Here is a 19,815-nt window from a genome sequence, read left to right as displayed (position 1 = left end):
GGATGGCGCGCGAGACACCCGCCGGCGACCTGCGCCTGGCCAACCTCACCAGACGGTTCGGCGTCTTCACAGCTGTCGACGACCTGAGCCTGACCATCGAGCAGGGCTCGTTCTTCGCGCTGCTCGGCGCGTCCGGCTGCGGCAAGACCACCACGTTGCGGATGATCGCCGGGCTGGAGGAGCCGACCAGCGGCCAGGTGCTGCTCGGTGACCGGGACATCACCCGGCTGCGGCCGTACAAGCGACCGGTAAACACCGTCTTTCAGAGCTACGCGCTCTTCCCGCACCTCACCATCTTCGAGAACGTGGCCTTCGGGCTGCGCCGACGCGGCATCCGCTCGGTCGACGACGAGGTCACCCGGATGCTGTCACTGGTGCAACTCGACGGGTACGGCAACCGCCGCCCCGCCCAGCTCTCCGGCGGCCAGCAGCAGCGGGTCGCGCTGGCCCGCGCCCTGATCAACCGGCCGCAGGTGCTGTTGCTCGACGAACCGCTGGGCGCACTCGACCTCAAGCTGCGCCGACAGATGCAGATCGAGCTGAAGCGCATCCAGACCGAGGTCGGCATCACCTTCGTGCACGTCACCCACGACCAGGAGGAGGCCATGACAATGGCCGACACCGTCGCGGTGATGAACGCCGGCCGGATCGAGCAACTCGGTCCTCCCGCCGACCTCTACGAGTTTCCCGCCACCGCCTTCGTGGCGAACTTCCTCGGCCAGTCCAACCTGCTCGCCGGCGAGGCCACCGGCGCCGGTGGCGGCGACGTCGCGGTGACGGCGCACGGCACGCGCTTCTCGGTGCCCGCCGGCCGGTCGCGGGCCGACCACGGTCCGGTCCACCTGGGGGTACGCCCCGAAAAGCTGATCCTGGTCGGCTCCGCCGACCAGGTGCCCGCCGGGCATCAGCACGTCACCGGAGTCGTCACCGACGCCTCCTACGTGGGCGTCAGCACCCAGTACCTGCTGCGCACCGGCTGGGGCACCGAGTTGTCGGTCTTCGCCGCCAACAGCGGGACGTCGACGCCCGCGGCGGTCGGCAGCGAGGCAGTGGCGTACTGGGATCCGCGGCACGCGTTCCTGCTGCCCCGCGACGCCGCCGACACCGACCGGACGTCGCCGGTGCTCGACGAGCCGGTGGGTGCGTCGTCGTGACCCTGCTGGCCCCCACCAGGGCGGGGCACCCGCCACCCGCGCCACCGGCAGCCCGGTCCGGGCGACGCCGGCTCCTGCCGTACCTCCTGTTGTTGCCCGGCGCGACCTGGCTGCTCATCTTCTTCGGTGTGCCGCTGGTGCAGTTGGCGGCGGCCAGCCTGTACGACCCCAGCGGCTCGCTCTCCACCGGGTACGCGATGACCTGGGCGGTCAGCAACTACCCGGACGTGCTGCAGGCGTACTGGCCGCAGTTCCTGCGCTCGTTCGGCTACGCCGGGCTGGCCCTGGTGCTGGCGTTGCTGCTGGGCTACCCACTGGCGTACGCCATCGCGCAGAAGGCCGGCCGCTGGAAGAACCTGCTGCTGGTGTGCGTCGTCGCGCCGATGTTCACCAGCTTCCTGGTCCGCACGCTGGCCTGGAAGACGATCCTGTCGGACAACGGCGCGCTCGTCGGTCTGCTGCGCGACGTGCACCTGCTCGCCCCGGACGGTCGGCTGCTGGCCACCCCGTTCGCTGTGGTGCTCGGCCTGACGTACAACTTCCTGCCGTTCCTGGTGCTGCCGCTGTACGCGAGCCTGGAGCGGCTGGACCCCCGGTTGCTGGAGGCGGCCACCGACCTGTACGCGAGCCCGGTGCAGGCGTTCCGTCGGGTGACGCTGCCGCTGTCCATGCCCGGTCTGGTCGCCGGCACGCTGCTGTTCTTCATCCCGGCCAGCGGCGACTACATCAACGCCGAACTGCTCGGCACCCCGAACGAATACATGATCGGCAACGTCATCGACTCGGCGTTCCTGGTCCGACTGGACTACCCGCAGGGCGCCGCGCTGTCGTTCCTGCTGATGGCGGCGATCCTCGCTGTGGTCTTCGGCTACCTCCGTCGAGCCGGCACGGAGGAGGTCCTCTAATGAGACTTTCGCGCTGGTTCGCGGACCGCTGGGTGATGCTCGTGGCGTTGCTGGTGCTCGGCTACCTCGCGCTGCCGATCCTGGTGGTGGCCGCGTTGTCGTTCAACCGGCCGTCGAGCCGGCTGTCGTACGACTTCAACGAGTTCACTCTGGACAACTGGCGGCAGCCCTGCGCCACCTCGGACATGTGCGACGCGGTGGTCCGCAGCGTGCAGATCGGCTTTATCGCCACCGTGGTCGCCACAGTGCTCGGCACGCTGATGGCGTTCGCGCTGGTCCGGCACCGCTTCCGTGGCCGCTCCGGGGTCAACGTGCTGATCTTCCTGCCGATGGCCACCCCGGAGCTGGTGATGGGCACGTCGTTGCTGGCCCTGTTCGTGTCGGCGGGCGTACCGCAGGGTTTCTGGACCGTCGTGATCGCGCACGTGATGTTCTGCGTGTCGTTCGTGGTGGTCACAGTGAAGGCACGGCTCGCCGGGATGGACCGGCGGCTGGAGGAGGCCGCCATGGACCTCTACGCCAACGAGTGGCAGACCTTCCGACGGATCACCCTGCCGCTGGTGCTGCCCGGCATCGTGGCCGCCGCGTTGCTGGCCTTCTCGCTGAGCTTCGACGACTTCATCATCACGAACTTCAACGCCGGAACCACTGTCACGTTCCCGATGTACGTCTGGGGCGCTGCCCAGCGTGGCATCCCACCGCAGGTCAACGTGATCGGCACCGCGATGTTCGCGGTCGCGCTGCTGCTCGTCGGGCTCAGCTCGCTGCGCGGTCGACGGGCCCGCCGCGCCAACCTGCTGACCGGCCCGTCATGACCCTTCCGCATACCGGCCGGGCGTTGGCCGACGCGGCACCCGTGCCGTACTGGCTCGATCGCCCGGACTGCCCCGACCCGCTACCGCCACTGAGCGGTCGGCACTCCGCCGACCTGCTGGTGATCGGTGGCGGTTACAGCGGACTGTGGGCCGCGCTGTTGGCGAAGCAGGCGGACCCGGACCGCGACGTGCTGCTCGTCGACGCCGGGACCTGCGGTTGGGCCGCGTCCGGGCGCAACGGCGGGTTCTGCGCCGCCTCGCTGACCCACGGCCTCGCCAACGGCGTCGAACGGTTCCCCGACGAGGTCGGCGAGTTGGAACGCCTCGGCCGGGACAACCTGGACGCCATCGCCGCCACCGTCGCGAAGTTCGACATCGACTGCGACTTCGAGCGCACCGGTGAGCTGGCCGTCGCCGTCGAGCCGTACCAACTCGACGGGCTGGCCGCCGACGCGGACCTGGCCCGCCGGTACGGCCACCGGGTGCGGTTGCTCGACCGCGACGAGGTGCGCGCCGAGGTGCACTCACCGACGTACCTGGGTGGGATGTTCGACGCCGACCGGGTGGCAATGGTGGACCCGGCGAAGCTGGCCTGGGGGCTGCGCCGCGCCTGCCTCGACCTCGGCGTACGCGTGCACGAACACACCCGGGTCACCGGCCTGCGCGCCGACACCGCGGCGGTGCACGCCAGCACCCTGGGCACCGATCCCGTCGCCCACCCGGCCGACGCTGGCCCGGCCGACACCCGGGCCGCCGGCCTTCCCGGCTCGATACGGGCGCGCCGGGTCGTGCTGGCCACCAACGCGTTCCCGCCGCTGCTGCGCCGGCTGCGGGCGTACCTGGTGCCGGTCTACGACCACGTGCTGATGACCGAACCGCTGACCCCGGCCCAGCGCGACGCCATCGGTTGGCGCAACCGGCAGGGGCTCGCCGACACCGCCAACCAGTTCCACTACTACCGGATCACCACCGACGGGCGGATCCTCTTCGGCGGCTACGACGCCGTCTACCACTACGGCAACCGCGTCGCGCCCGAGTTGGAGCAACGACCGGCCACCTTCACCACCCTTGCCCGCCACTTCTTCACCACGTTCCCGCAGCTCGCCGACGTGCGGTTCAGCCACCGCTGGGGCGGGGTCATCGACACCTGCACCCGGTTCTGCCCGTTCTTCGGCACCGCCTACGGCGGTCGGCTGGCGTACGCGGCCGGCTACACCGGCCTCGGCGTCGGGGCCACCCGCTTCGGGGCCCGGGTGCTGCTCGACCTGCTCGACGGCGGGAACACCCCGCTGACCCGGCTCGACCTGGTTCGCCGCAAGCCACTGCCGTTCCCGCCGGAACCCGTCCGCGCGGTCGGCATCAATCTCACCCGCTGGTCACTGGCCCGCGCCGACGCGCGCGAGGGTCGGCGCGACCTCTGGCTCCGTACTCTCGATCGTTTCGGTTTGGGGTTTGATTCCTGATGCGTGTCCTCCTCGTCGGCGCCGGTGGCGTCGGCTCCGCCGCCGTAGCCATCGCCGCCCGACGGACCTTCTTCGAGACCGTTGTGGTCGCCGACCACGACCCCGTTCGGGCCCAGCGGGCGGTCGCCGGGCACGGTGACCGGTTCGTCGCCGCCCAGGTGGACGCCTCCTCATCCGACGCGGTGACCGCGCTGTGCCGGGAGCACCGGATCACGCACGTGCTGAACGCAGTCGACCCGCGGTTCGTCATGCCGATCTTCAACGGGGCGTTCGCGGCCGGCGCGGACTACCTGGACATGGCGATGTCGCTGTCGCACGTGGGGACCGGCGTGAAGCTCGGCGACGAACAGTTCGCGCTGGCCGACACCTGGTCGGTCGCCGGTCGGCTGGCGCTGTGCGGCATCGGGGTCGAACCCGGCCTCTCCGACGTGTTCGCCCGCTACGCCGCCGACGAACTGTTCAGTGAGATCGACGAGATCGGTGTCCGGGACGGGGCGAACCTCACAGTCGACGGGTACGACTTCGCGCCCTCGTTCTCCATCTGGACCACCATCGAGGAGTGCCTCAACCCGCCGGTCATCTGGGAGAGGGACCGGGGCTGGTTCACCACCGAACCGTTCTCCGAGCCGGAGGTCTTCCACTTTCCGGAGGGGATCGGGCCGGTCGAGTGCGTCAACGTCGAACACGAGGAGGTGCTGCTCATCCCGCGCTGGGTCAAGGCCCGGCGGGTCACCTTCAAGTACGGCCTCGGCGACGAGTTCATCGAGGTGCTCAAGACGCTGCACAAGCTCGGCCTGGACGCGGTCTCCCCGGTACGGGTACGCGGCGTCGACGTCTCCCCGCGCGACGTGGTGGCCGCGAGTCTGCCCGACCCGGCCACGCTCGGTGCCCGGATGCGCGGCAAGACCTGCGCCGGCACCTGGGTACGCGGCCTCGGCCCGGACGGGCAACCCCGCGAGGTCTACCTGTACCACGTGGTCGACAACGAGTGGTCGATGCGGGAGTACGGGCACCAGGCGGTGGTCTGGCAGACCGCCGTCAACCCGGTCGTCGCGTTGGAGTTGCTCGCCAGCGGCGCGTGGGCCGGTGTCGGGGTGCTCGGGCCGGAGGCGCTGCCCCCGATGCCCTTCCTCGACCTGCTGAACGGTTACGGGTCGCCATGGGCGATGGAGGAGCGGTGAGCCGGCCGCGCTGACGGCATCGCGACAGTTTCGTCGTCGCCGTTGGGCCTCCGATCCCCTGTCGATGCGGTGCGTGGTGATCTGCGGCTTTTGCTGGTGCCGACACCCGCACGATCGGCCCTGCCCTGCCAACCTGGAGGGTTGCCGCGTCTGTCGACTCGTCGCACGCGAGCGCGCCCACCGATCTTTCCCGCGAAGCGAAAGGCGCAGGTGACGAACGCGACGGGGGATATTGCAGACTGTGTTTGCGACGACACTCATCGCCGTGACGATGCAACCACCACAGAACCCGGGGCCCCCGTACCCGCCGTCGTTCGGCCAGACGCCCCGACCGAACTGGTTCCGCCGGGCCACTCCCGCCGGCCGGGTCGCCGTGATCCTCGGCTCGGTGACGCTGTCGATCCTGCTGCTCTGCTGCGCCGGCACCGCCATCGTCGGCGCGTTGACCGGCGAGCCGGAGCCGACAAAGACCGGCACCGCCGCCGAGCAGCCGCAGCAGCCGATCCTGGCCGCACCCGGGGAGCCGGCCCAGGAGGAGTCGCCGACTGCCGCGCCGCCCTCCACCGTGCCCCCGGCCCCGCCCTCGTCAGCGGCAGCCGCGCCGGTGGTGCAGGTGACGACCGTGACGGAGAAGGCGACCATCCGGTACGGCCAGCGGACCGTCAAGGACTCGTCGCTGGCCGAGGGCAAGCGGGTCGTCCGGACCAAAGGCGTGAACGGCGTCCGGACCCTGACCTACGAGGTGACCACCACCGACGGCGTGCGGACGGCCAAGAAGCTGGTCACATCCGTAGTGACGAAGCAGCCGGTGACCCAGGTCGTGGCCGTCGGCACCAAGAAGCCGCAGTCGTCGAAGTGCGACCCGAACTACAGCGGCTGCGTCCCGATCGCCAGCGACGTCGACTGCCTGCCTGGCAAGGGCGACGGCCCCGCCTACGTCAGCGGACCGATCAGGGTGATCGGCAACGACATCTACGACCTGGACCGAGACGGCGACGGCACAGCCTGCGACTAACCCCCCGGCCCCCGGCCCCCGCCCCGCCCCCGCCCTCGCCCTCGCCCTCGCCCCGCTGAACCGTGTCGATCATGGAGTTGTGGTGGGCGGAAGGCGCTGTATCAAGGCATTTGTCCGCCACCACAACTCCATGATCGACTCAGGTGGCGGACTCGGTGCTATAGCACGGTTGGGGAGGGCTGCGGGGGTTGTGCACAGGGTCGGCGGTTATCCACAGGGCGCGTTCTTGGGGTCGAGCGTTGGTGAAGTGGTGCTGCAGATTCCTGCGGCATGGCAGAGCCTCTGTATCCATACTCGGAGTTACTCGCAGCCGGCCTCAGCCGGGAACAAGTGCGCAGATTGACCGAGCAGTCCCATCTGCACCGGCTGTCGCGGAGCATCTACGGGCCATCGGCCGACCAGGCTGGACGTCTACCGGCAATCTTCCGGCGGCTGCCTCCCGGAGCCGTCGTCGGCTTTCACACCGGGGCGCAACTGCATGGCTTCGGCGACGCGCGAAGCTCCGACGTGCACGTGATCGTGCCAGCGGGGGAGAAGGTCCCGCGCATCCGAGGCGTCGTTACACACGAGGCAGTGTTGCCGGTGCGTGACCCGGTGCTGCTCGGCGGAGTGCCGTGCGCGCCCGCCGTCAGGTGCGCGGTGGACCTGGCCCGGTCGTTGCGCCGAATGGAAGCGATGCCGCTGCTGGACCTTTGCCTTCGCGTAGGCGCCTGTCGGCCCGAGGAACTCCGGGTAGAGGTAGCTCGGCACGATCGTCTGCGGGGAGTCTCTCAGGCGCGCGATCTCGTGCCACGCGCCGATCCTCGGGCGGAATGTCGGCAGGAGAGCCAGCTGCGCTTGGTGCTGATAGATGGCGGCTTGCCACCGCCGGAGCCGCAGATCTGGGTCCCGGACAACTATGGGATACCGCTCTACCGCCTGGATCTTGGGTATCGGCGACACCGCGTCGGCGTCGAGTACGACGGATCGTCCCATCTGGACCGTGCTCGACTCCAGCATGATCGCTCTCGTACGAACTGGCTCGCCGCCAACGGCTGGCAAATGCGGCACTTCACGGACCGGGACCTCTACCGTCGCCCCACCCACATCGTCCGAACCTTGATACCCCTCCTGTACCCCTAGCTCTCCAGTCATTCGCCTTCACCTGACCTCGCGCCGATCATGAAGTTGTGGTGCCTCACGGAAGGCGTGAAACGGATCTAACTCCCACCACAACTCCATGATCGACGGGAGGGGTCGGGGTCGGCGGCCGGGGCTTGGACGGGGCGAGCGCTTGTCGTGACGCAGCTCACTCCCGCACGCCAAGCGCCGTGGCCTTCGGGGACGCACGGCCCAGATGACGTGACACGGGCACGAAGTCGACCGGGACTGGCTTGCGGTGGTTTGCCCGCTGGACACCCGCGTGGAGGATGGCTGCGACGGGTGCTTACAGAACCCTTAACCCGGGCCTGCGACGGTATGCCGGGCAGGCCGAACTGGGGGAGCGGAAAAACGTGCGGGTGCTGGTGGCGGACGACGAGCGGTTGTTGGCGGACACGGTGGCCGAAGGGCTGCGCCGCCTCTCGATGGCCGTCGACGTCTGCTACGACGGTGACGGTGCGCTGGAGCGGGTCGGGGTGAACCGGTACGACGTCGCGGTGCTGGACCGGGACATGCCCGGACACACCGGTGACGAGGTGTGCCGCAGCATCGCCGACTCACAGGTCGGCACCCGGGTGCTGCTGCTCACCGCTGCGGCGGGCATCCGGGACCGGGTCGAGGGCCTCGGCCTCGGCGCGGACGACTACCTGACCAAGCCGTTCGCGTTCGCCGAGCTGGTGGCCCGGGTGCAGGCCCTCGGGCGACGGTCCACCCCGGCGCTGCCACCGGTGCTCGCCCAGGACGGCCTCGCCTTGGACGTGGGCCGGCACCTGGCCACCCGGGACGGCCGGTCCCTCGCGTTGAGCCCAAAGGAGTTCGCGGTGCTGCACGTGCTGCTGCGCGCGGACGGCCAGGTGGTCAGCGCCGAGGAGTTGCTGGAGCAGGCCTGGGACGAGTTCGCCGACCCGTTCACCAACGCCGTACGGGTCACCGTGATGACCCTGCGCAAGAAGCTCGGCGATCCCGCGATCATCCACACCGTTCCGAAGGCCGGCTACCGCATCGGCGGCACGGCGTGAGCTGGACGCCACGACGTCGGGTGCTGCTGGTGGGGCTGCTGGCGCTGCTGGCCGGCCCGATACTGCCGGCGATGGGCAAGTGGCTCTCGGAGATGACCTGGGCCTGGGGGCAGCAGTTCTGTGACGTGCCCGTGCCCGGGTTGTCGACGGTGTGCGGCAACGTACGGCCGGGGGCGTTCATGCTGCCCCTGGTGGCCGTCCTGCTCGTGACAGTGGCTGTCCTGGTGGCGCTCTGGTTCGCAGCGGTGTGGTGCCTGCGTCCGGTCGCTGATCTGGCCGGGCCGATCGGGCACCTCGGCCCGCAGAACCTTGGTCACCGGATCCGGCCGCGGGGCAGCGACGAGTTGGCCCGGCTGTCCCGGGCGATCGACGAGATGATGGAACGCGTCTCCGCCGGGTACGAGGGGCAGCGGCGGTTCGCCGCGAACGCCTCGCACGAGCTGCGGACGCCCCTCGCCGTGCAGCGGACGCTCATCGAGGTCGGCATGGCCAGGGCGCTCACCGGTGAGCAGTTGGAGCTGCTGACTAGTCAGCTGCTGGAGACCAACGAGCGCAACGAACGACTGATCGAGGGCCTGCTCGCGCTCAGCGAGAGCGACCAGGGCCTCCGTTCGCGGATACCGCAGCGGTTGGACACGATCGTCGAGGCGGTGCTGGCCGGGTACCTGGACCGGGCCGGGGAGGCCGGGGTCACAGTGGAGACCCATCTCGCACCCCGCATCGTCGTCGGCGAGCGGGTGCTGCTGGAACGCCTGGTCACCAACCTGGTGGAGAACGGGATCAAGTACAACCGGCCGGGCGGCTCACTGACCGTCGTGGTGAGCGGCGTGCCCGCGCTGTCCGTTGTCAACACCGGCCAGCCCGTGCCGGCCGAGGCGGTGGCCGGCTTGTTCGAGCCGTTCCGCCGACTCGCCCGGGACCGGACCTCGCAGGGCGGCGGGGCCGGCCTGGGCCTGGCCATCGCCCGCTCGATCACCCAGGCCCATGACGGCATCATCGCGGCCCGGCCCGCCGAGTACGGCGGCCTGCGGGTCGACGTCCGGCTACCCACATTGAACTGACACTTCCACCCACCTTCACCGGGGTCCACGTGCCGCTGGACCCCTCCTGTGGTGTGCCCGAAAGAGGAGAGACGATGACACGCACCGTTGGCCAGGTCCGGGCCGATGTCGAGGAGGCCAGCCGCTGGCTTGCCGGCCGCGTGGTCCGTACCCCCGTGCTGCGCTCCCCGGTGATCGACGAGCGTGCCGGGGCGCGGGTCCTGCTCAAGGCGGAGAACCTCCAGAACGGCGGCTCGTACAAGATGCGGGGCGCGCTGCGCGCGGTCGGCCGCCTCGCGGTGGCCGGCCACACCGGGGTTATCGCGCAGAGCACCGGCAACCACGCGGTGGCGGTGGCGTTGGCGGCCCGGCAGCACGGGCTCGCGGCGACAGTGGTGCTGCCTGTCGACGCGGCATCGACGAAGGTCGGCCGGGCGCGCGCGGCGGGAGCGCGGGTGGTGTTCGCCGGCACCAGCGTCGAGGAGCGGGTGGCGGTGGCCAACGGGCTCAGCGACGAGAGCGGTCACCCCGTCGTCGACGCGTACGACCACCCGGATGTCATCGCCGGGCAGGGCACCGCGAGCCTGGAGCTGATCGAGGACGCCGAGCGCGCGGGGACGCCGTTGGACGCGTTGGTCGTACCGGTGGGTGGTGGTGGCGGGGTGGCCGGCGCGTGCCTGGCCGCCGCCGGCTCCGGCATCGAGGTGTACGGCGTGGAGCCGGTGGGCTGCGACTCGCTCGCCCGCAGCCTGGCGGCAGGTGTACGCGTGCCGGTCGCGCCGGCGCCCACCATCGCGGACGGGCTGCGGCCGTCCTGCGTGGGGGAGCTGCCGTTCGCCATCGTGCGGGACACGCTGCGCGGGGTCGTCCGGGTCGACGACGACGAGATCGCTGTGGCGTTCCGGCTGATCCTCACGGAGCTGAAGGTGCTTGCCGAGCCGTCCGGGGCGGCGGGCCTGGCCGGCGCTCTCCGGCTTCCGCCGGACCGGGATCGGCAGCGGACGGTCGGCGTGGTGCTTACCGGCGGAAACGTGGAGGAGGCGTTGGTGGCCCGGTTGATGGCCCCGCGATCCGCCGACCTGGCTGAGGAAGGGGCGGCGGCGTGAGCGCGCCAGTTCGGATCGGAATTCTGTTCGGTGGACCGTCGGCGGAGCACGAGGTCTCCGGTGCCTCCGCGCTCGGGGTGGCTCGGGCGCTCGCCGGTGGCGGCTACCGCACTGTCGCCATCGGCGTGACCCGCAGCGGCGGGTTTCGGCTGATGCCCGACGCGCTGCTGGCCGAGTTGCGTGACCGGCCGGCCGGCGAGCGGGCCATCGACGACCAGTTGGTGGTGACCGGGCCAGCCGTCGAGTTGCGGGCCGGTCCGCGTCCGGGTGTCGTGCAGGTGTCCGCCGGTAACGCCCCTGGCGCGGTCCACGCCGAGCTGGACGTGGTCTTCCCGGTGCTGCACGGCCCCTACGGCGAGGACGGTGTGGTGCAGGGGCTGCTGGAGTCACTGAACGTGCCGTACGTCGGGTGCGGCATCCTCGCCTCGGCGGTCGGCATGAGCAAGGTGGCGATGAAGCGGGCGCTGCGCGCCGAGGGCATCCCGGTCACCCCGTACGTGTCGTTCGACGCGCACACCTACCGGGCGGTCGACGACCCGGAGAAGTTGGTGACCGGGCTGAGCCGGCCACTGTTCGTCAAGCCGGCCAGCATGGGTTCGTCGATCGGCATCTCCCGCGTCGGCGAGGATGACGACCTGGCCGCCGCCGTGGAGGAGGCGCTTCGCCACGACCAACTCGTCATTGTCGAGCAGGGGGTCGTCGGCCGTGAGTTGGAGTGCGCGGTGCTCGGCGGCTGGCGTCCCGAGGCGTCGGCGGTGGGCGAGGTGCAGGTCAGCGGCGGCTGGTTCGACTACCAGCAGAAGTACTTCGGCGACGCCGACCCGATGATCGTCCCCGCCGTGCTGCCGGACGAGGTGACCGCGCGGGTCCGCGAGCTGTCGCTGCGCGCGTTCGCCGCGATCGGCGGCTGGGGTCTGGCCCGGGTCGACTTCTTCTACGACGAGACGACCGGTGAGCTGTACGTCAACGAGCTGAACACGATGCCCGGCTTCACCGCGCACTCGATGTACCCGAAGGTGTGGGCCGCCGTCGGGGTCAGTTACCGGGAGGTGGTGGACCGGCTCGTCGAGTTGGCCCGGCTCCGGCACGCGGAACGGCCCGCGAGCACGGCGGGGAGCACCAGATGATCCTGCTCTCCGACCCCCGGGTGGCGGCGGTGCCCAGCGCCGACGACGGCGAGGAGTTCGTGGACCTGCGTGAGCTGCCGGAGTTGCGGCTCGACGGCCGGGCGGCCGACCCGGCCGGGGCGTACGCCCGGTTGCGCGCCGGTGTCGTGGACCGCCTGCTGGCCGCGCAGCGTGCCCTGCCCGGCGGGCTGCGGCTGCTGGTGGTCGAGGGTTACCGGCCGTACCAGGCGCAACTGGCCATCTTCACCGGCTACCGCGACGAGCTGCGCCGACGGCACCCGGACTGGTCGCCGCAGCGGCTGCACCGGGAGACCACGAAGTTCGTCTCACCGGTCGAGGTGGCCCCGCACAGCACGGGCGGCGCTGTGGACCTGACGCTCTGCACCGACGACGGTGTGGAGCTGGACCTGGGCACGGCCATCGACGCCACCCCGGAGGACAGCGCCGACGCCTGCTTCACCGACGCGCCGACGATCGGCGGCACCGCCCGTCGGCACCGGCAGATCCTGGTGGACGCCCTCGGTGGCGCGGGGATGGTCAACTACCCGACCGAGTGGTGGCACTGGTCGTACGGCGACCGTTACTGGGCGCTGATCACCGGGGCCCCGCGCACCCGGTACGGGCCGGTGGACCTGGCCGCCGCACGATCGATACCCGTGCCGGCTGAACGGTAGGACGCTCCGGTCCGTACCGGTGAGTGAAGGACACCACCGAGGACGGGAGTGACGGCGATGAGGGTGCAGCGCAGGCACGTGCTGGCAGCGAGCGTGGCGGTGCTCGCCGCGGTGGGCGTGTCGGTGGGGACCAGCTTCGGGTTCGCCGACACGGCCCCGGCACGGTCGTCGGTCTGCTCCGGCTCGGTCACCTTCTCCGCGGAGGGCGGCGCGCCGGCCGCGACCAGCGACCGGTTCCCGGTGGGTACCCGGCTGCGGGTGACCAACCTGGACAACAACCGGGCGGCCACTGTGACGGTGACCGGCCCGTCGGGCAGTTGTGTGCTGCTCAACGCGGCGGCCATGGAGCTGGTCCGCGAGCCGGGGAAGAACGTGATCCGCCGCAACGTGGTGGAACGCGTCGACGGCGCGGCCCCACCCGCCGGCGCTCCGGCCCCCGGCACCGTGCGCCCCGGCGCCGCGTCGCCCGGCGCGTCCGGCCCGGCGCCCCAGTCGGTGTGCTCCGGGGCGATCACCTTCTTCGAGGAGGCGGCCGGACCGGCGGCGACCAGTGGGCAGTTCCCGGTGGGCACCCGGCTGCGGGTGACCAACCTGGACAACAACCGGGCGACCACTGTGACGGTGACCGGCCCGTCGGGAAGCTGCGTGCTGCTCAACTCCGCCGCCATGGAGCAGATCCGCGAACCGGGCAAGAACCTGGTGCGCCGCAACACTGTCGAGGTGCTTCGCTGACCTCGGCGGAGGGGCCCGTGCACCGGGCCCCTCCGCCGCTCAGCCTGCTCAGCGCTCAGCCGAAGGCGGCGTCGAGCAGGTCGGCACCCCGACCGAGGTGCCCGTCGGAGATCACCAGCGGGGGCAGGAAGCGCAGCACGTTGCCGTACGTGCCGCAGGTCAGGGTGAGCAGGCCCGCGGCGTGACAGGCCGCCGAGATCGCCGCGGTGGCGACCGGGTCGGGGGTGAGGGTGCCCGGCAGCACCAGCTCCACGGCGAGCATCGCGCCCCGGCCGCGTACCTCGGCGACCCGGGGATCCCGCTCGGCGATGGCCCGTAGCCGGGGGACGAGCACCGACTCGATCCGTCGGGCCGCACCGGCCAGGTCCAACTCGTGCATGGTCTCGATGGTGGCCAGCGCGGCGGCGCAGGCGATCGGGTTGCCGCCGTACGTGCCGCCGAGCCCACCGACGTGCACCGCGTCCATCAGCTCGGCCCGGCCGGTCACCGCGGCCAGCGGCAGGCCACCGGCGATGCCCTTGGCCACTGTCACCAGGTCGGGTTCGACGCCCTCGTGCTGACAGGCGAACCAGTCACCGGTACGGCAGAAACCGGTCTGGATCTCGTCGGCGACGAAGACCACCCCGGCCGCCGTCGCCCAGGCCCGCAGCGCCGGCAGGAAACCCGGCGCGGGTACGACGAAGCCACCCTCGCCCTGGATCGGCTCGATGAGCAGCGCGGCGACGTTCTCCGCGCCGACCTGCTTCTCGATCGTCTCGATCGCCCGGGCCGCCGCCTCCGCGCCGGTGAGCCCACCATCGCGCAGCGGGTACGACATCGGCACCCGGTAGATCTCCCCGGCGAACGGCCCGAACCGGTGCTTGTACGGCATGTTCTTCGCGGTCAACGCCATGGTCAGGTTGGTCCGGCCGTGGTACGCGTGGTCGAACACCACGACCGCCGGCCGCCCGGTGGCGTGTCGGGCGACCTTGACGGCGTTCTCCACCGCCTCCGCGCCCGAGTTGAACAACGCCGAGCGTTTCGCGAACCCGCCGGGCGTCAACGCGTTGAGCTGCTCGCACACCGCCACGTACGACTCGTACGGCGCGACCATGAAGCAGGTGTGGGTGAACCGCTCCACCTGCGCCCGGACCGCGTCGACCACCCTCGGAGCCGAGTTGCCCACGCTGGTCACGGCGATGCCGGCGGCGAAGTCGATCCACTCCCGGCCGTCCACGTCGGTGATCGTCCCGCCGGACGCCCGGTCCACGTAGGACGGAATCACACTGCCGACACCCCGGGCCACCGCACCGCCGCGCCGCTTGTGCAGCTCCTCGCTCGACGGCATGGCTCAGCTCCCCAGGTTGTGCATGACGTGCTTGATCCGGGTGTAGTCCTCCAGGCTGTAGACCGAGAGGTCCTTGCCGTGCCCGGAGTGCTTGAAGCCACCGTGCGGCATCTCGGAGACGAACGGGATGTGCGTGTTTACCCAGACGCAGCCGAAGTCCAGTCGACGGGTCATCCGCATGGCCCGGCCATGGTCGCGCGTCCAGACCGACGCGGACAGGCCGTAGTCGACGCCGTTGGCCCAGCGCACAGCCTCGTCCTCGTCGGAGAAGCGTTGCACGGTGATGACCGGCCCGAACACCTCGTCCTGGATGATCTCGTCGGCCTGACGCAGCCCGGAGACCACGGTCGGCGCGTAGAAGTAGCCGCGTTCGCCCTGCCGGGACCCGCCGGTCTGGATCGCCGCGTGGTCCGGCAGACGGTCCACGAAACCGCTGACCCGGGTGAGCTGGTTGGCGTTGTTCAGCGGACCGTAGAGCACGTCGGCGTCGTCCGGGGCACCGGTCCTCGTGTTGCGGGCCTGCTCGGCGAGCGCCGCCACGAAGTCGTCGTGGACGCCGGGGCCGGCCAGCACCCGGGTGGCCGCCGTGCAGTCCTGCCCGGCGTTGAAGTAGCCGCCCAGCGCGATGGCCTCGGCGGCCGCCGCCACGTCCGCGTCGTCGAAGATCACCACCGGGGCCTTGCCGCCCAACTCCAGGTGGGTGCGCTTCAGGTCGGGGGCCGCCGCGGCGGCGACCTCCATGCCCGCGCGGGTCGATCCGGTGATCGACACCAGCTGCGGCGTCGGGTGCGACACGAGGGTACGACCGGTGTCCCGGTCGCCGCAGACCACGTTGAACACTCCCGGTGGGAAGAACTCGGCGGCGATCTCGGCGAGCAGCAGCGTCGACACCGGTGTGGTGTCCGACGGCTTGAGCACCACTGTGTTGCCGGCGGCGAGCGCGGGCGCGATCTTCCAGACCGCCATCATCAGCGGGTAGTTCCAGGGGGTGACCTGCGCGCAGACGCCGATCGGCTCCCGCCGCACGTAGGAGGTGTGCCCGGCCAGGTACTCCCCGGCGGACCGCCCCTCCAACATCCGGGCGGCGCCGGCGAAGAACCGGAACTGGTCCACCGCCGGGGGAAGCTCCTCCTCGGCGGTGAGCTGGCGGGGCTTGCCGGTGTTGCGGACCTCGGCGTCGACCAGCTCGGCGGCGCGCGCCTCCACGGCGTCGGCGAGCTTGAGCAGCGCCCGCTGCCGCTCGGCCGGGGTGACCTCCCGCCAGCTCTCGAACGCGGTGGCGGCGGCGTTCATCGCCGCGTCCACGTCGGCGGCGCCGGAGACCGGGGCCTGGGCGAACACCTCACCCGTGCAGGGGTCGACCAGGTCGGCGTAACCGCCATCGGACGGGTCGACGTAGGAGCCGTTGACGAAGTTGCGCAGCTGCTGCTGGTCACTCATGAGGGATCACTCCGAGGGGGCCGGGGGCGCGGTTCTGCGGCGGTTATCGCAATCTCTCTGCCATCTTCGCTACTGAATTCGCGGCAGACAAGGGTTATCGCGACTGTTTCCGTCGGCTGGCCGCTCGGCTACTCTGCTCGGCGTGGAGCCCGCAGCCTTCTTCGTCGCCTCCCGCCCCGCCACCGGCGAGGGTGAGTTGACAGTCCACCACCCGTACGACGGCCGCCCGGTGGGGCGTACCACATTCGCCACGCCCGACCAGGTCGACGCCGCCGTCGCCGCGGCGGCCGGGGTGGCCGCGCAGGCCGCGACCCTGCCCGCGCACGCCCGCGCGGCGGCCCTCGACCACGTTTCCCGGCGGATCGCCGAGCGCGCGGGCGAGATCGCCGCCCTGATCACCGCGGAGAACGGCAAGCCGCTCAAGTGGGCCCGCGCCGAGGTCGGGCGTGCCGTGTCGACGTTCCGCTGGGCCGCCGAGGAGGCCCGCCGCTTCTCCGGCGAGTTGCAACGACTCGACACCGACCCGGCCGCCAGCGGGCGGATCGCCCTGGTCCGCAGGGTGCCGCGCGGGCCGGTGCTGGGCATCACGCCGTTCAACTTCCCGCTCAACCTCGTCGCCCACAAGGTGGCGCCGGCCATCGCCGTCGGCGCGCCGATCATCGTCAAGCCCGCGCCCGCGACGCCCCTGACCGCGCTGCTGCTCGGCGAGTTGCTGGCCGAGACCGACCTCCCGGCCGGGATGTTCTCGGTGCTGCCGCTGCCCAACGACCGCGCCGCCGAACTGGTCACCGAACCCCGGCTACCGGTGGTGTCGTTCACCGGCTCCGGGCCGGTCGGCGCCGCCATCCGCCGCGCCGCGCCGGAGAAGCACGTGACGCTGGAGTTGGGCGGCAACGCCGCCGCGGTGCTCTGTGCGGACTGGACCGCCGACGAGGACCTGGACTTCGCCGCGCAGCGCATCGCGACGTTCGCCAACTACCAGGCCGGCCAGTCGTGCATCGCCGTCCAACGGGTGTACGTGCACCACGCCCGGCACGCCGACTTCCTGCCCCGGCTGGTGGCGGCGGTGCGGGGGCTGCGGACCGGAGACCCCGCGTCCGAGCTGACCGACGTCGGGCCGATGGTGTCCGAGGACGCGGCCCGCCGGGTCGAGACGTGGGTGGCCGAGGCCGTCGCCGCCGGCGGCACCGTCGAGGTGGGCGGCCTCCGCGACGGTGCTACCTACCCCCCGACCGTGCTCACCGGCGTACCGGCGAACGCCAAGGTGGTGGCCGAGGAGGTGTTCGGGCCGGTGCTGGTGGTCACCCCGGTCGCCGACGACCAGGCCGCGTTCACAGCGGTGAACGACTCGGCGTACGGCTTGCAGGCCGGCGTCTTCACGCGACGCCTGGACGTGGCCTTCGCCGCCGCCCGCGCGCTGGAGGTGGGCGGGGTGATCGTCGGCGACGTGCCGTCGTACCGCGCCGACCAGATGCCCTACGGCGGCGTGAAGGGCAGCGGCGTCGGCCGGGAAGGGCCGCGCAGCGCGATGGACGACTACACCGAGCCCCGGGTCATGGTGCTGACCGGCCTCACGCTCTAGCCGGCAACGCCGCCGGGCTGGTCGGCCCGCCAGGTGCCGTCGTCGCGGACCCGGGCGGGGGCGCGGCCGAGCAGCAGAGTGGTCAGCGCGGCGTCGATGGTGTCGCCGAGGAACCACTCGCCGGCCTGGTCGAGCGCGAAGACCCGGCCGCGCTCGTCCACCGCCAGGATGCTGTCCTGCTGCTCGGTGCCGATCGGAAAGAGGCGTACGCCGAGCACCGCGCCGAAGTCCGCGAGGGTGTCGGCGGTGTGCGCGATGGTGTGCGGGCGGATGTCGAAACGGGAGATCCACACCTGCTCGCCCCTGCCGCGCCGCGCACCCACCAGGCTGGGGAACGCGGTGAGCGCCTCCACGGCGGCGGGAAAGACCTCGTGCCGATGGTTGCGCCCCGGCACCGACGTGACGTCCCGTACGGCGGCGGCGGCCATGATCTGGTCCCCGATGTGTGGCCGCCACCCGGCCGCGACCAGCGCGTTCGCGACCTCCGCCGGGAACCGCCCAGGATCGGGGTCGGCTGCCTCCGGCGCGTTCCAGGTCTCGGTGTAGGCGCGAGCCGACTCCGGCAGGACGTTCGCCCGCACCAGGAAGGCGATGCACGAGTCGCAGGGCCGCTCGGCGGGCCCACCAGCGGGATCGCCCGGCTCACGGACCCGGAAGATCTCGAAGCGGGCGGCCTCCAGCAGCGCCGCTGCCTCGGCCCGCCCCATCGGCGCGATGCCCTCGGCGGCGCGGCGGTGGTCGTACTCGTGCAGGACGTCCGAGACCACGATCAGCTCCGCGTGCGCCTCCCCGCCGCGAACCAACTCGCCGGGGGGCAGTTGGTCGAGGTAGTCGCGGACCAGCGGGTGATGGTGAAGTGGCACGTCGGCCTTCGTGCCCTGGGCCGTCCAGATCCGTCCGTCGATGGTCAGGTGCGCGGCGGTGTTCGGGGTGGCGCCCCGATGGATCTCCCGGAGCAGCAGGCTCGACGGATCGAGAGTGCGGGGAGCTGTCGGCCCGACGGGCTGGCTACGCCGGTACAGCTCCGCCACCACAGTGCTCGGCACCCGGGGCCAGGTGGTGACCGTGCCGGTCTGCTTGTCGATGACTGTCGTCGGCAGGTCACCCGGCACCGTGCGCACCTCGGTGGGCACGACGGACGTGATGACCCACCCCAGGTCGAACTCGTCGACCATCGCGGTGCACTCGTGGCCGAGACGCTGCGAGTCACGGCGGGCCCAGGTGGCCGCGAGCTGCTCGGCCTGTTGACGGTCGATCACGCATTGAAACTACCGGACTACACGGATCGATGGCGGCCGGTATTGTTTCGCTCTACCGACGGTGACGGGAGGGCGGCGATGGACGAACAGGCGGACCGGGGCGTCAATCGCGAGCTACGGGCCCGATTCGACGACGTTTATGGGCAATACCAGCAGCTCAGATCCGGTTTGGACACCCTCCAGACGCGACTCGCCGCGCTGCGGGTGACCCGCCGGTCGGCCGACGGGCAGGTGACGGCGACAGTGGGCGCGCAGGGCCAGTTGATCGAGGTCAAGCTGACGCCGGCCATCTACCGGGACCGCGACGCTGACGCGCTCGGCCGAAAGGTCACCGAAACGATCCGGGCCGCCGCGACCGCCGCCGCAGAGGTCACCCGCGACCTCGTCGCCGAGAGCATGCCGGCCGGCTCCGGGGCGACGGACTTCCTCAAGACCGGCGATTACGCCACGCTGCTCGGCCGGGCCGACGCCGTACTCGGCAAAAATGAGGCGAAGCCATGACCGACGGGCAGCTCTGGCTTGATCCGTCCCGGGCCCGCCGAGGTGGCGCCGACCTGGCGCTCGCCGGCGAGGCGGTGACGGCCCGTCGTGCGGCGGAGGGGGGCGCGATCGAGGCCACCAGCGGTGCTCGGCCGTGGGGTCGCGACGACATCGGTGCCGCCTTCGAGCGCAACTATCGCGGGTTCGAGCAGACAGTGCTGCGGGCCTGGGCCGGCGTCGGGCACCGGCTCACCGAGCTGGGCAGCGACGTGGTCGAGGCGGTCGACGCGAGCGTGCAGACCGACGGGGCCGGCGCCGCCCGGGTCGGTCGGGCCGCCGACCGGCGCTGACGGCCG

The 19,815-nt window shown here is 71.4% G+C and carries 20 protein-coding genes; 16 read left to right on the top strand and 4 right to left on the bottom strand.

Annotation, left to right across the window (positions count from 1 at the left end; all coding sequences use genetic code 11):
• Window positions 1-2 precede the first annotated feature (2 nt).
• From ABZ794_RS08065 to ABZ794_RS08040, 6 genes are all read left to right on the top strand, one after another.
• A complete protein-coding gene (locus tag ABZ794_RS08065) occupies window positions 3-1,154 on the top strand; it encodes an ABC transporter ATP-binding protein (protein ID WP_357514958.1) in 1,152 nt (383 codons plus the stop codon).
• Window positions 1,151-2,059 (top strand): ABC transporter permease, encoded by a 909-nt coding sequence (locus ABZ794_RS08060; RefSeq protein ID WP_357514835.1) that lies wholly within the window; start codon window positions 1,151-1,153, stop codon window positions 2,057-2,059. The genes ABZ794_RS08065 and ABZ794_RS08060 overlap by 4 nt, the downstream gene beginning before the upstream one ends.
• Window positions 2,059-2,874 carry an ABC transporter permease gene (locus ABZ794_RS08055; protein WP_210784479.1) on the top strand — a complete coding sequence of 272 codons (816 nt, stop codon included), beginning with the start codon at window positions 2,059-2,061 and terminating at the stop codon, window positions 2,872-2,874. Before ABZ794_RS08060 ends, ABZ794_RS08055 begins: the two co-directional genes overlap by 1 nt.
• Window positions 2,871-4,337, top strand: coding sequence for an FAD-dependent oxidoreductase (locus ABZ794_RS08050; RefSeq protein WP_357514832.1), 1,467 nt, complete (start codon window positions 2,871-2,873; stop codon window positions 4,335-4,337). The genes ABZ794_RS08055 and ABZ794_RS08050 overlap by 4 nt, the downstream gene beginning before the upstream one ends.
• Window positions 4,337-5,518 carry a saccharopine dehydrogenase C-terminal domain-containing protein gene (locus ABZ794_RS08045; protein ID WP_357514830.1) on the top strand — a complete coding sequence of 394 codons (1,182 nt, stop codon included), beginning with the start codon at window positions 4,337-4,339 and terminating at the stop codon, window positions 5,516-5,518. Before ABZ794_RS08050 ends, ABZ794_RS08045 begins: the two co-directional genes overlap by 1 nt.
• Before the next feature lie 271 nt (window positions 5,519-5,789).
• Entirely contained in the window at window positions 5,790-6,533 is a 744-nt protein-coding gene (locus tag ABZ794_RS08040; protein ID WP_357514956.1) for a G5 domain-containing protein, read from the top strand.
• Between the two features lie 411 nt (window positions 6,534-6,944).
• On the opposite strand, the gene ABZ794_RS08035 is transcribed toward ABZ794_RS08040, so the two are convergent.
• Window positions 6,945-7,532, bottom strand: coding sequence for a hypothetical protein (locus ABZ794_RS08035; RefSeq protein WP_357514973.1), 588 nt, complete (start codon window positions 7,530-7,532; stop codon window positions 6,945-6,947).
• Between ABZ794_RS08035 and ABZ794_RS08030 the strand changes: the two genes are divergently transcribed.
• The 7 genes from ABZ794_RS08030 to ABZ794_RS08000 all read left to right on the top strand — a co-directional run bounded on the left by ABZ794_RS08030 (window position 7,437) and on the right by ABZ794_RS08000 (window position 13,371).
• Window positions 7,437-7,655, top strand: coding sequence for a DUF559 domain-containing protein (locus ABZ794_RS08030; RefSeq protein ID WP_357514954.1), 219 nt, complete (start codon window positions 7,437-7,439; stop codon window positions 7,653-7,655). The genes ABZ794_RS08035 and ABZ794_RS08030 overlap by 96 nt on opposite strands.
• Window positions 7,656-8,026: 371 nt before the next feature.
• Complete coding sequence (locus ABZ794_RS08025) at window positions 8,027-8,692, top strand: response regulator transcription factor (RefSeq protein WP_210784484.1); 666 nt, start codon at window positions 8,027-8,029, stop codon at window positions 8,690-8,692.
• The gene (locus tag ABZ794_RS08020; protein ID WP_238691087.1) at window positions 8,689-9,753 is read left to right on the top strand and encodes a HAMP domain-containing sensor histidine kinase; all 1,065 of its coding nucleotides are present in this window, start codon (window positions 8,689-8,691) and stop codon (window positions 9,751-9,753) included. The genes ABZ794_RS08025 and ABZ794_RS08020 overlap by 4 nt, the downstream gene beginning before the upstream one ends.
• 74 nt (window positions 9,754-9,827) lie before the next feature.
• A complete protein-coding gene (locus ABZ794_RS08015; protein WP_357514828.1) occupies window positions 9,828-10,838 on the top strand; it encodes a pyridoxal-phosphate dependent enzyme in 1,011 nt (336 codons plus the stop codon).
• Window positions 10,835-11,965, top strand: coding sequence for a D-alanine--D-alanine ligase family protein (locus ABZ794_RS08010; protein WP_357514826.1), 1,131 nt, complete (start codon window positions 10,835-10,837; stop codon window positions 11,963-11,965). The genes ABZ794_RS08015 and ABZ794_RS08010 overlap by 4 nt, the downstream gene beginning before the upstream one ends.
• Window positions 11,962-12,639 carry a M15 family metallopeptidase gene (locus ABZ794_RS08005; RefSeq protein WP_357514824.1) on the top strand — a complete coding sequence of 226 codons (678 nt, stop codon included), beginning with the start codon at window positions 11,962-11,964 and terminating at the stop codon, window positions 12,637-12,639. The genes ABZ794_RS08010 and ABZ794_RS08005 overlap by 4 nt, the downstream gene beginning before the upstream one ends.
• Window positions 12,640-12,696: 57 nt before the next feature.
• Window positions 12,697-13,371: a hypothetical protein gene (locus ABZ794_RS08000; RefSeq protein WP_357514822.1), complete on the top strand. Its 675-nt coding sequence runs from the start codon at window positions 12,697-12,699 to the stop codon at window positions 13,369-13,371.
• A 55-nt stretch (window positions 13,372-13,426) separates the two neighbouring features.
• On the opposite strand, the gene gabT is transcribed toward ABZ794_RS08000, so the two are convergent.
• Window positions 13,427-14,698: a 4-aminobutyrate--2-oxoglutarate transaminase gene (gabT, locus tag ABZ794_RS07995; protein WP_357514820.1), complete on the bottom strand. Its 1,272-nt coding sequence runs from the start codon at window positions 14,696-14,698 to the stop codon at window positions 13,427-13,429.
• A 3-nt stretch (window positions 14,699-14,701) separates the two neighbouring features.
• Window positions 14,702-16,138 (bottom strand): gamma-aminobutyraldehyde dehydrogenase, encoded by a 1,437-nt coding sequence (locus ABZ794_RS07990; RefSeq protein WP_357514818.1) that lies wholly within the window; start codon window positions 16,136-16,138, stop codon window positions 14,702-14,704.
• Between the two features lie 142 nt (window positions 16,139-16,280).
• Between ABZ794_RS07990 and ABZ794_RS07985 the strand changes: the two genes are divergently transcribed.
• Window positions 16,281-17,720, top strand: coding sequence for an aldehyde dehydrogenase family protein (locus ABZ794_RS07985; RefSeq protein WP_357514816.1), 1,440 nt, complete (start codon window positions 16,281-16,283; stop codon window positions 17,718-17,720).
• On the opposite strand, the gene ABZ794_RS07980 is transcribed toward ABZ794_RS07985, so the two are convergent.
• Complete coding sequence (locus tag ABZ794_RS07980) at window positions 17,717-18,979, bottom strand: SUKH-3 domain-containing protein (protein WP_357514814.1); 1,263 nt, start codon at window positions 18,977-18,979, stop codon at window positions 17,717-17,719. The two genes, ABZ794_RS07985 and ABZ794_RS07980, sit on opposite strands and share 4 nt — an antisense overlap.
• Before the next feature lie 78 nt (window positions 18,980-19,057).
• On the opposite strand from ABZ794_RS07980, the gene ABZ794_RS07975 reads away from it, so the two are divergent.
• Together ABZ794_RS07975 and ABZ794_RS07970 are read left to right on the top strand one after the other, a co-directional pair.
• Window positions 19,058-19,480, top strand: coding sequence for a YbaB/EbfC family nucleoid-associated protein (locus ABZ794_RS07975; RefSeq protein ID WP_210784493.1), 423 nt, complete (start codon window positions 19,058-19,060; stop codon window positions 19,478-19,480).
• A complete protein-coding gene (locus ABZ794_RS07970) occupies window positions 19,477-19,809 on the top strand; it encodes a hypothetical protein (protein ID WP_210784494.1) in 333 nt (110 codons plus the stop codon). Before ABZ794_RS07975 ends, ABZ794_RS07970 begins: the two co-directional genes overlap by 4 nt.
• Window positions 19,810-19,815: the final 6 nt, after the last annotated feature.

It is taken from the genome of Micromonospora sp. NPDC047187 (assembly GCF_040643355.1).
GTDB lineage: Bacteria > Actinomycetota > Actinomycetes > Mycobacteriales > Micromonosporaceae > Micromonospora > Micromonospora salmantinae.
The sequence above is the reverse complement of the archived record's forward strand: the minus strand, read 5'-3'. Positions and strand labels throughout refer to the sequence as shown.

Bases quoted from the DNA above. Each gene is read 5' to 3' on its own strand.
- ABZ794_RS08065 (WP_357514958.1), top strand. From the start codon at position 3: ATGGCGCGCGAGACACCCGCCGGCGACCTGCGCCTGGCCAACCTCACC.
- ABZ794_RS07975 (WP_210784493.1), top strand. From the start codon at position 19,058: ATGGACGAACAGGCGGACCGGGGCGTCAATCGCGAGCTACGGGCCCGA.
- ABZ794_RS08015 (WP_357514828.1), top strand. From the start codon at position 9,828: ATGACACGCACCGTTGGCCAGGTCCGGGCCGATGTCGAGGAGGCCAGC.
- ABZ794_RS08050 (WP_357514832.1), top strand. From the start codon at position 2,871: ATGACCCTTCCGCATACCGGCCGGGCGTTGGCCGACGCGGCACCCGTG.
- gabT (WP_357514820.1), bottom strand. From the start codon at position 14,698: ATGCCGTCGAGCGAGGAGCTGCACAAGCGGCGCGGCGGTGCGGTGGCC.
- ABZ794_RS08045 (WP_357514830.1), top strand. From the start codon at position 4,337: ATGCGTGTCCTCCTCGTCGGCGCCGGTGGCGTCGGCTCCGCCGCCGTA.
- ABZ794_RS08040 (WP_357514956.1), top strand. From the start codon at position 5,790: ATGCAACCACCACAGAACCCGGGGCCCCCGTACCCGCCGTCGTTCGGC.
- ABZ794_RS08000 (WP_357514822.1), top strand. From the start codon at position 12,697: ATGAGGGTGCAGCGCAGGCACGTGCTGGCAGCGAGCGTGGCGGTGCTC.
- ABZ794_RS07990 (WP_357514818.1), bottom strand. From the start codon at position 16,138: ATGAGTGACCAGCAGCAGCTGCGCAACTTCGTCAACGGCTCCTACGTC.
- ABZ794_RS08035 (WP_357514973.1), bottom strand. From the start codon at position 7,532: ATGCTGGAGTCGAGCACGGTCCAGATGGGACGATCCGTCGTACTCGAC.
- ABZ794_RS08055 (WP_210784479.1), top strand. From the start codon at position 2,059: ATGAGACTTTCGCGCTGGTTCGCGGACCGCTGGGTGATGCTCGTGGCG.
- ABZ794_RS07970 (WP_210784494.1), top strand. From the start codon at position 19,477: ATGACCGACGGGCAGCTCTGGCTTGATCCGTCCCGGGCCCGCCGAGGT.
- ABZ794_RS08005 (WP_357514824.1), top strand. From the start codon at position 11,962: ATGATCCTGCTCTCCGACCCCCGGGTGGCGGCGGTGCCCAGCGCCGAC.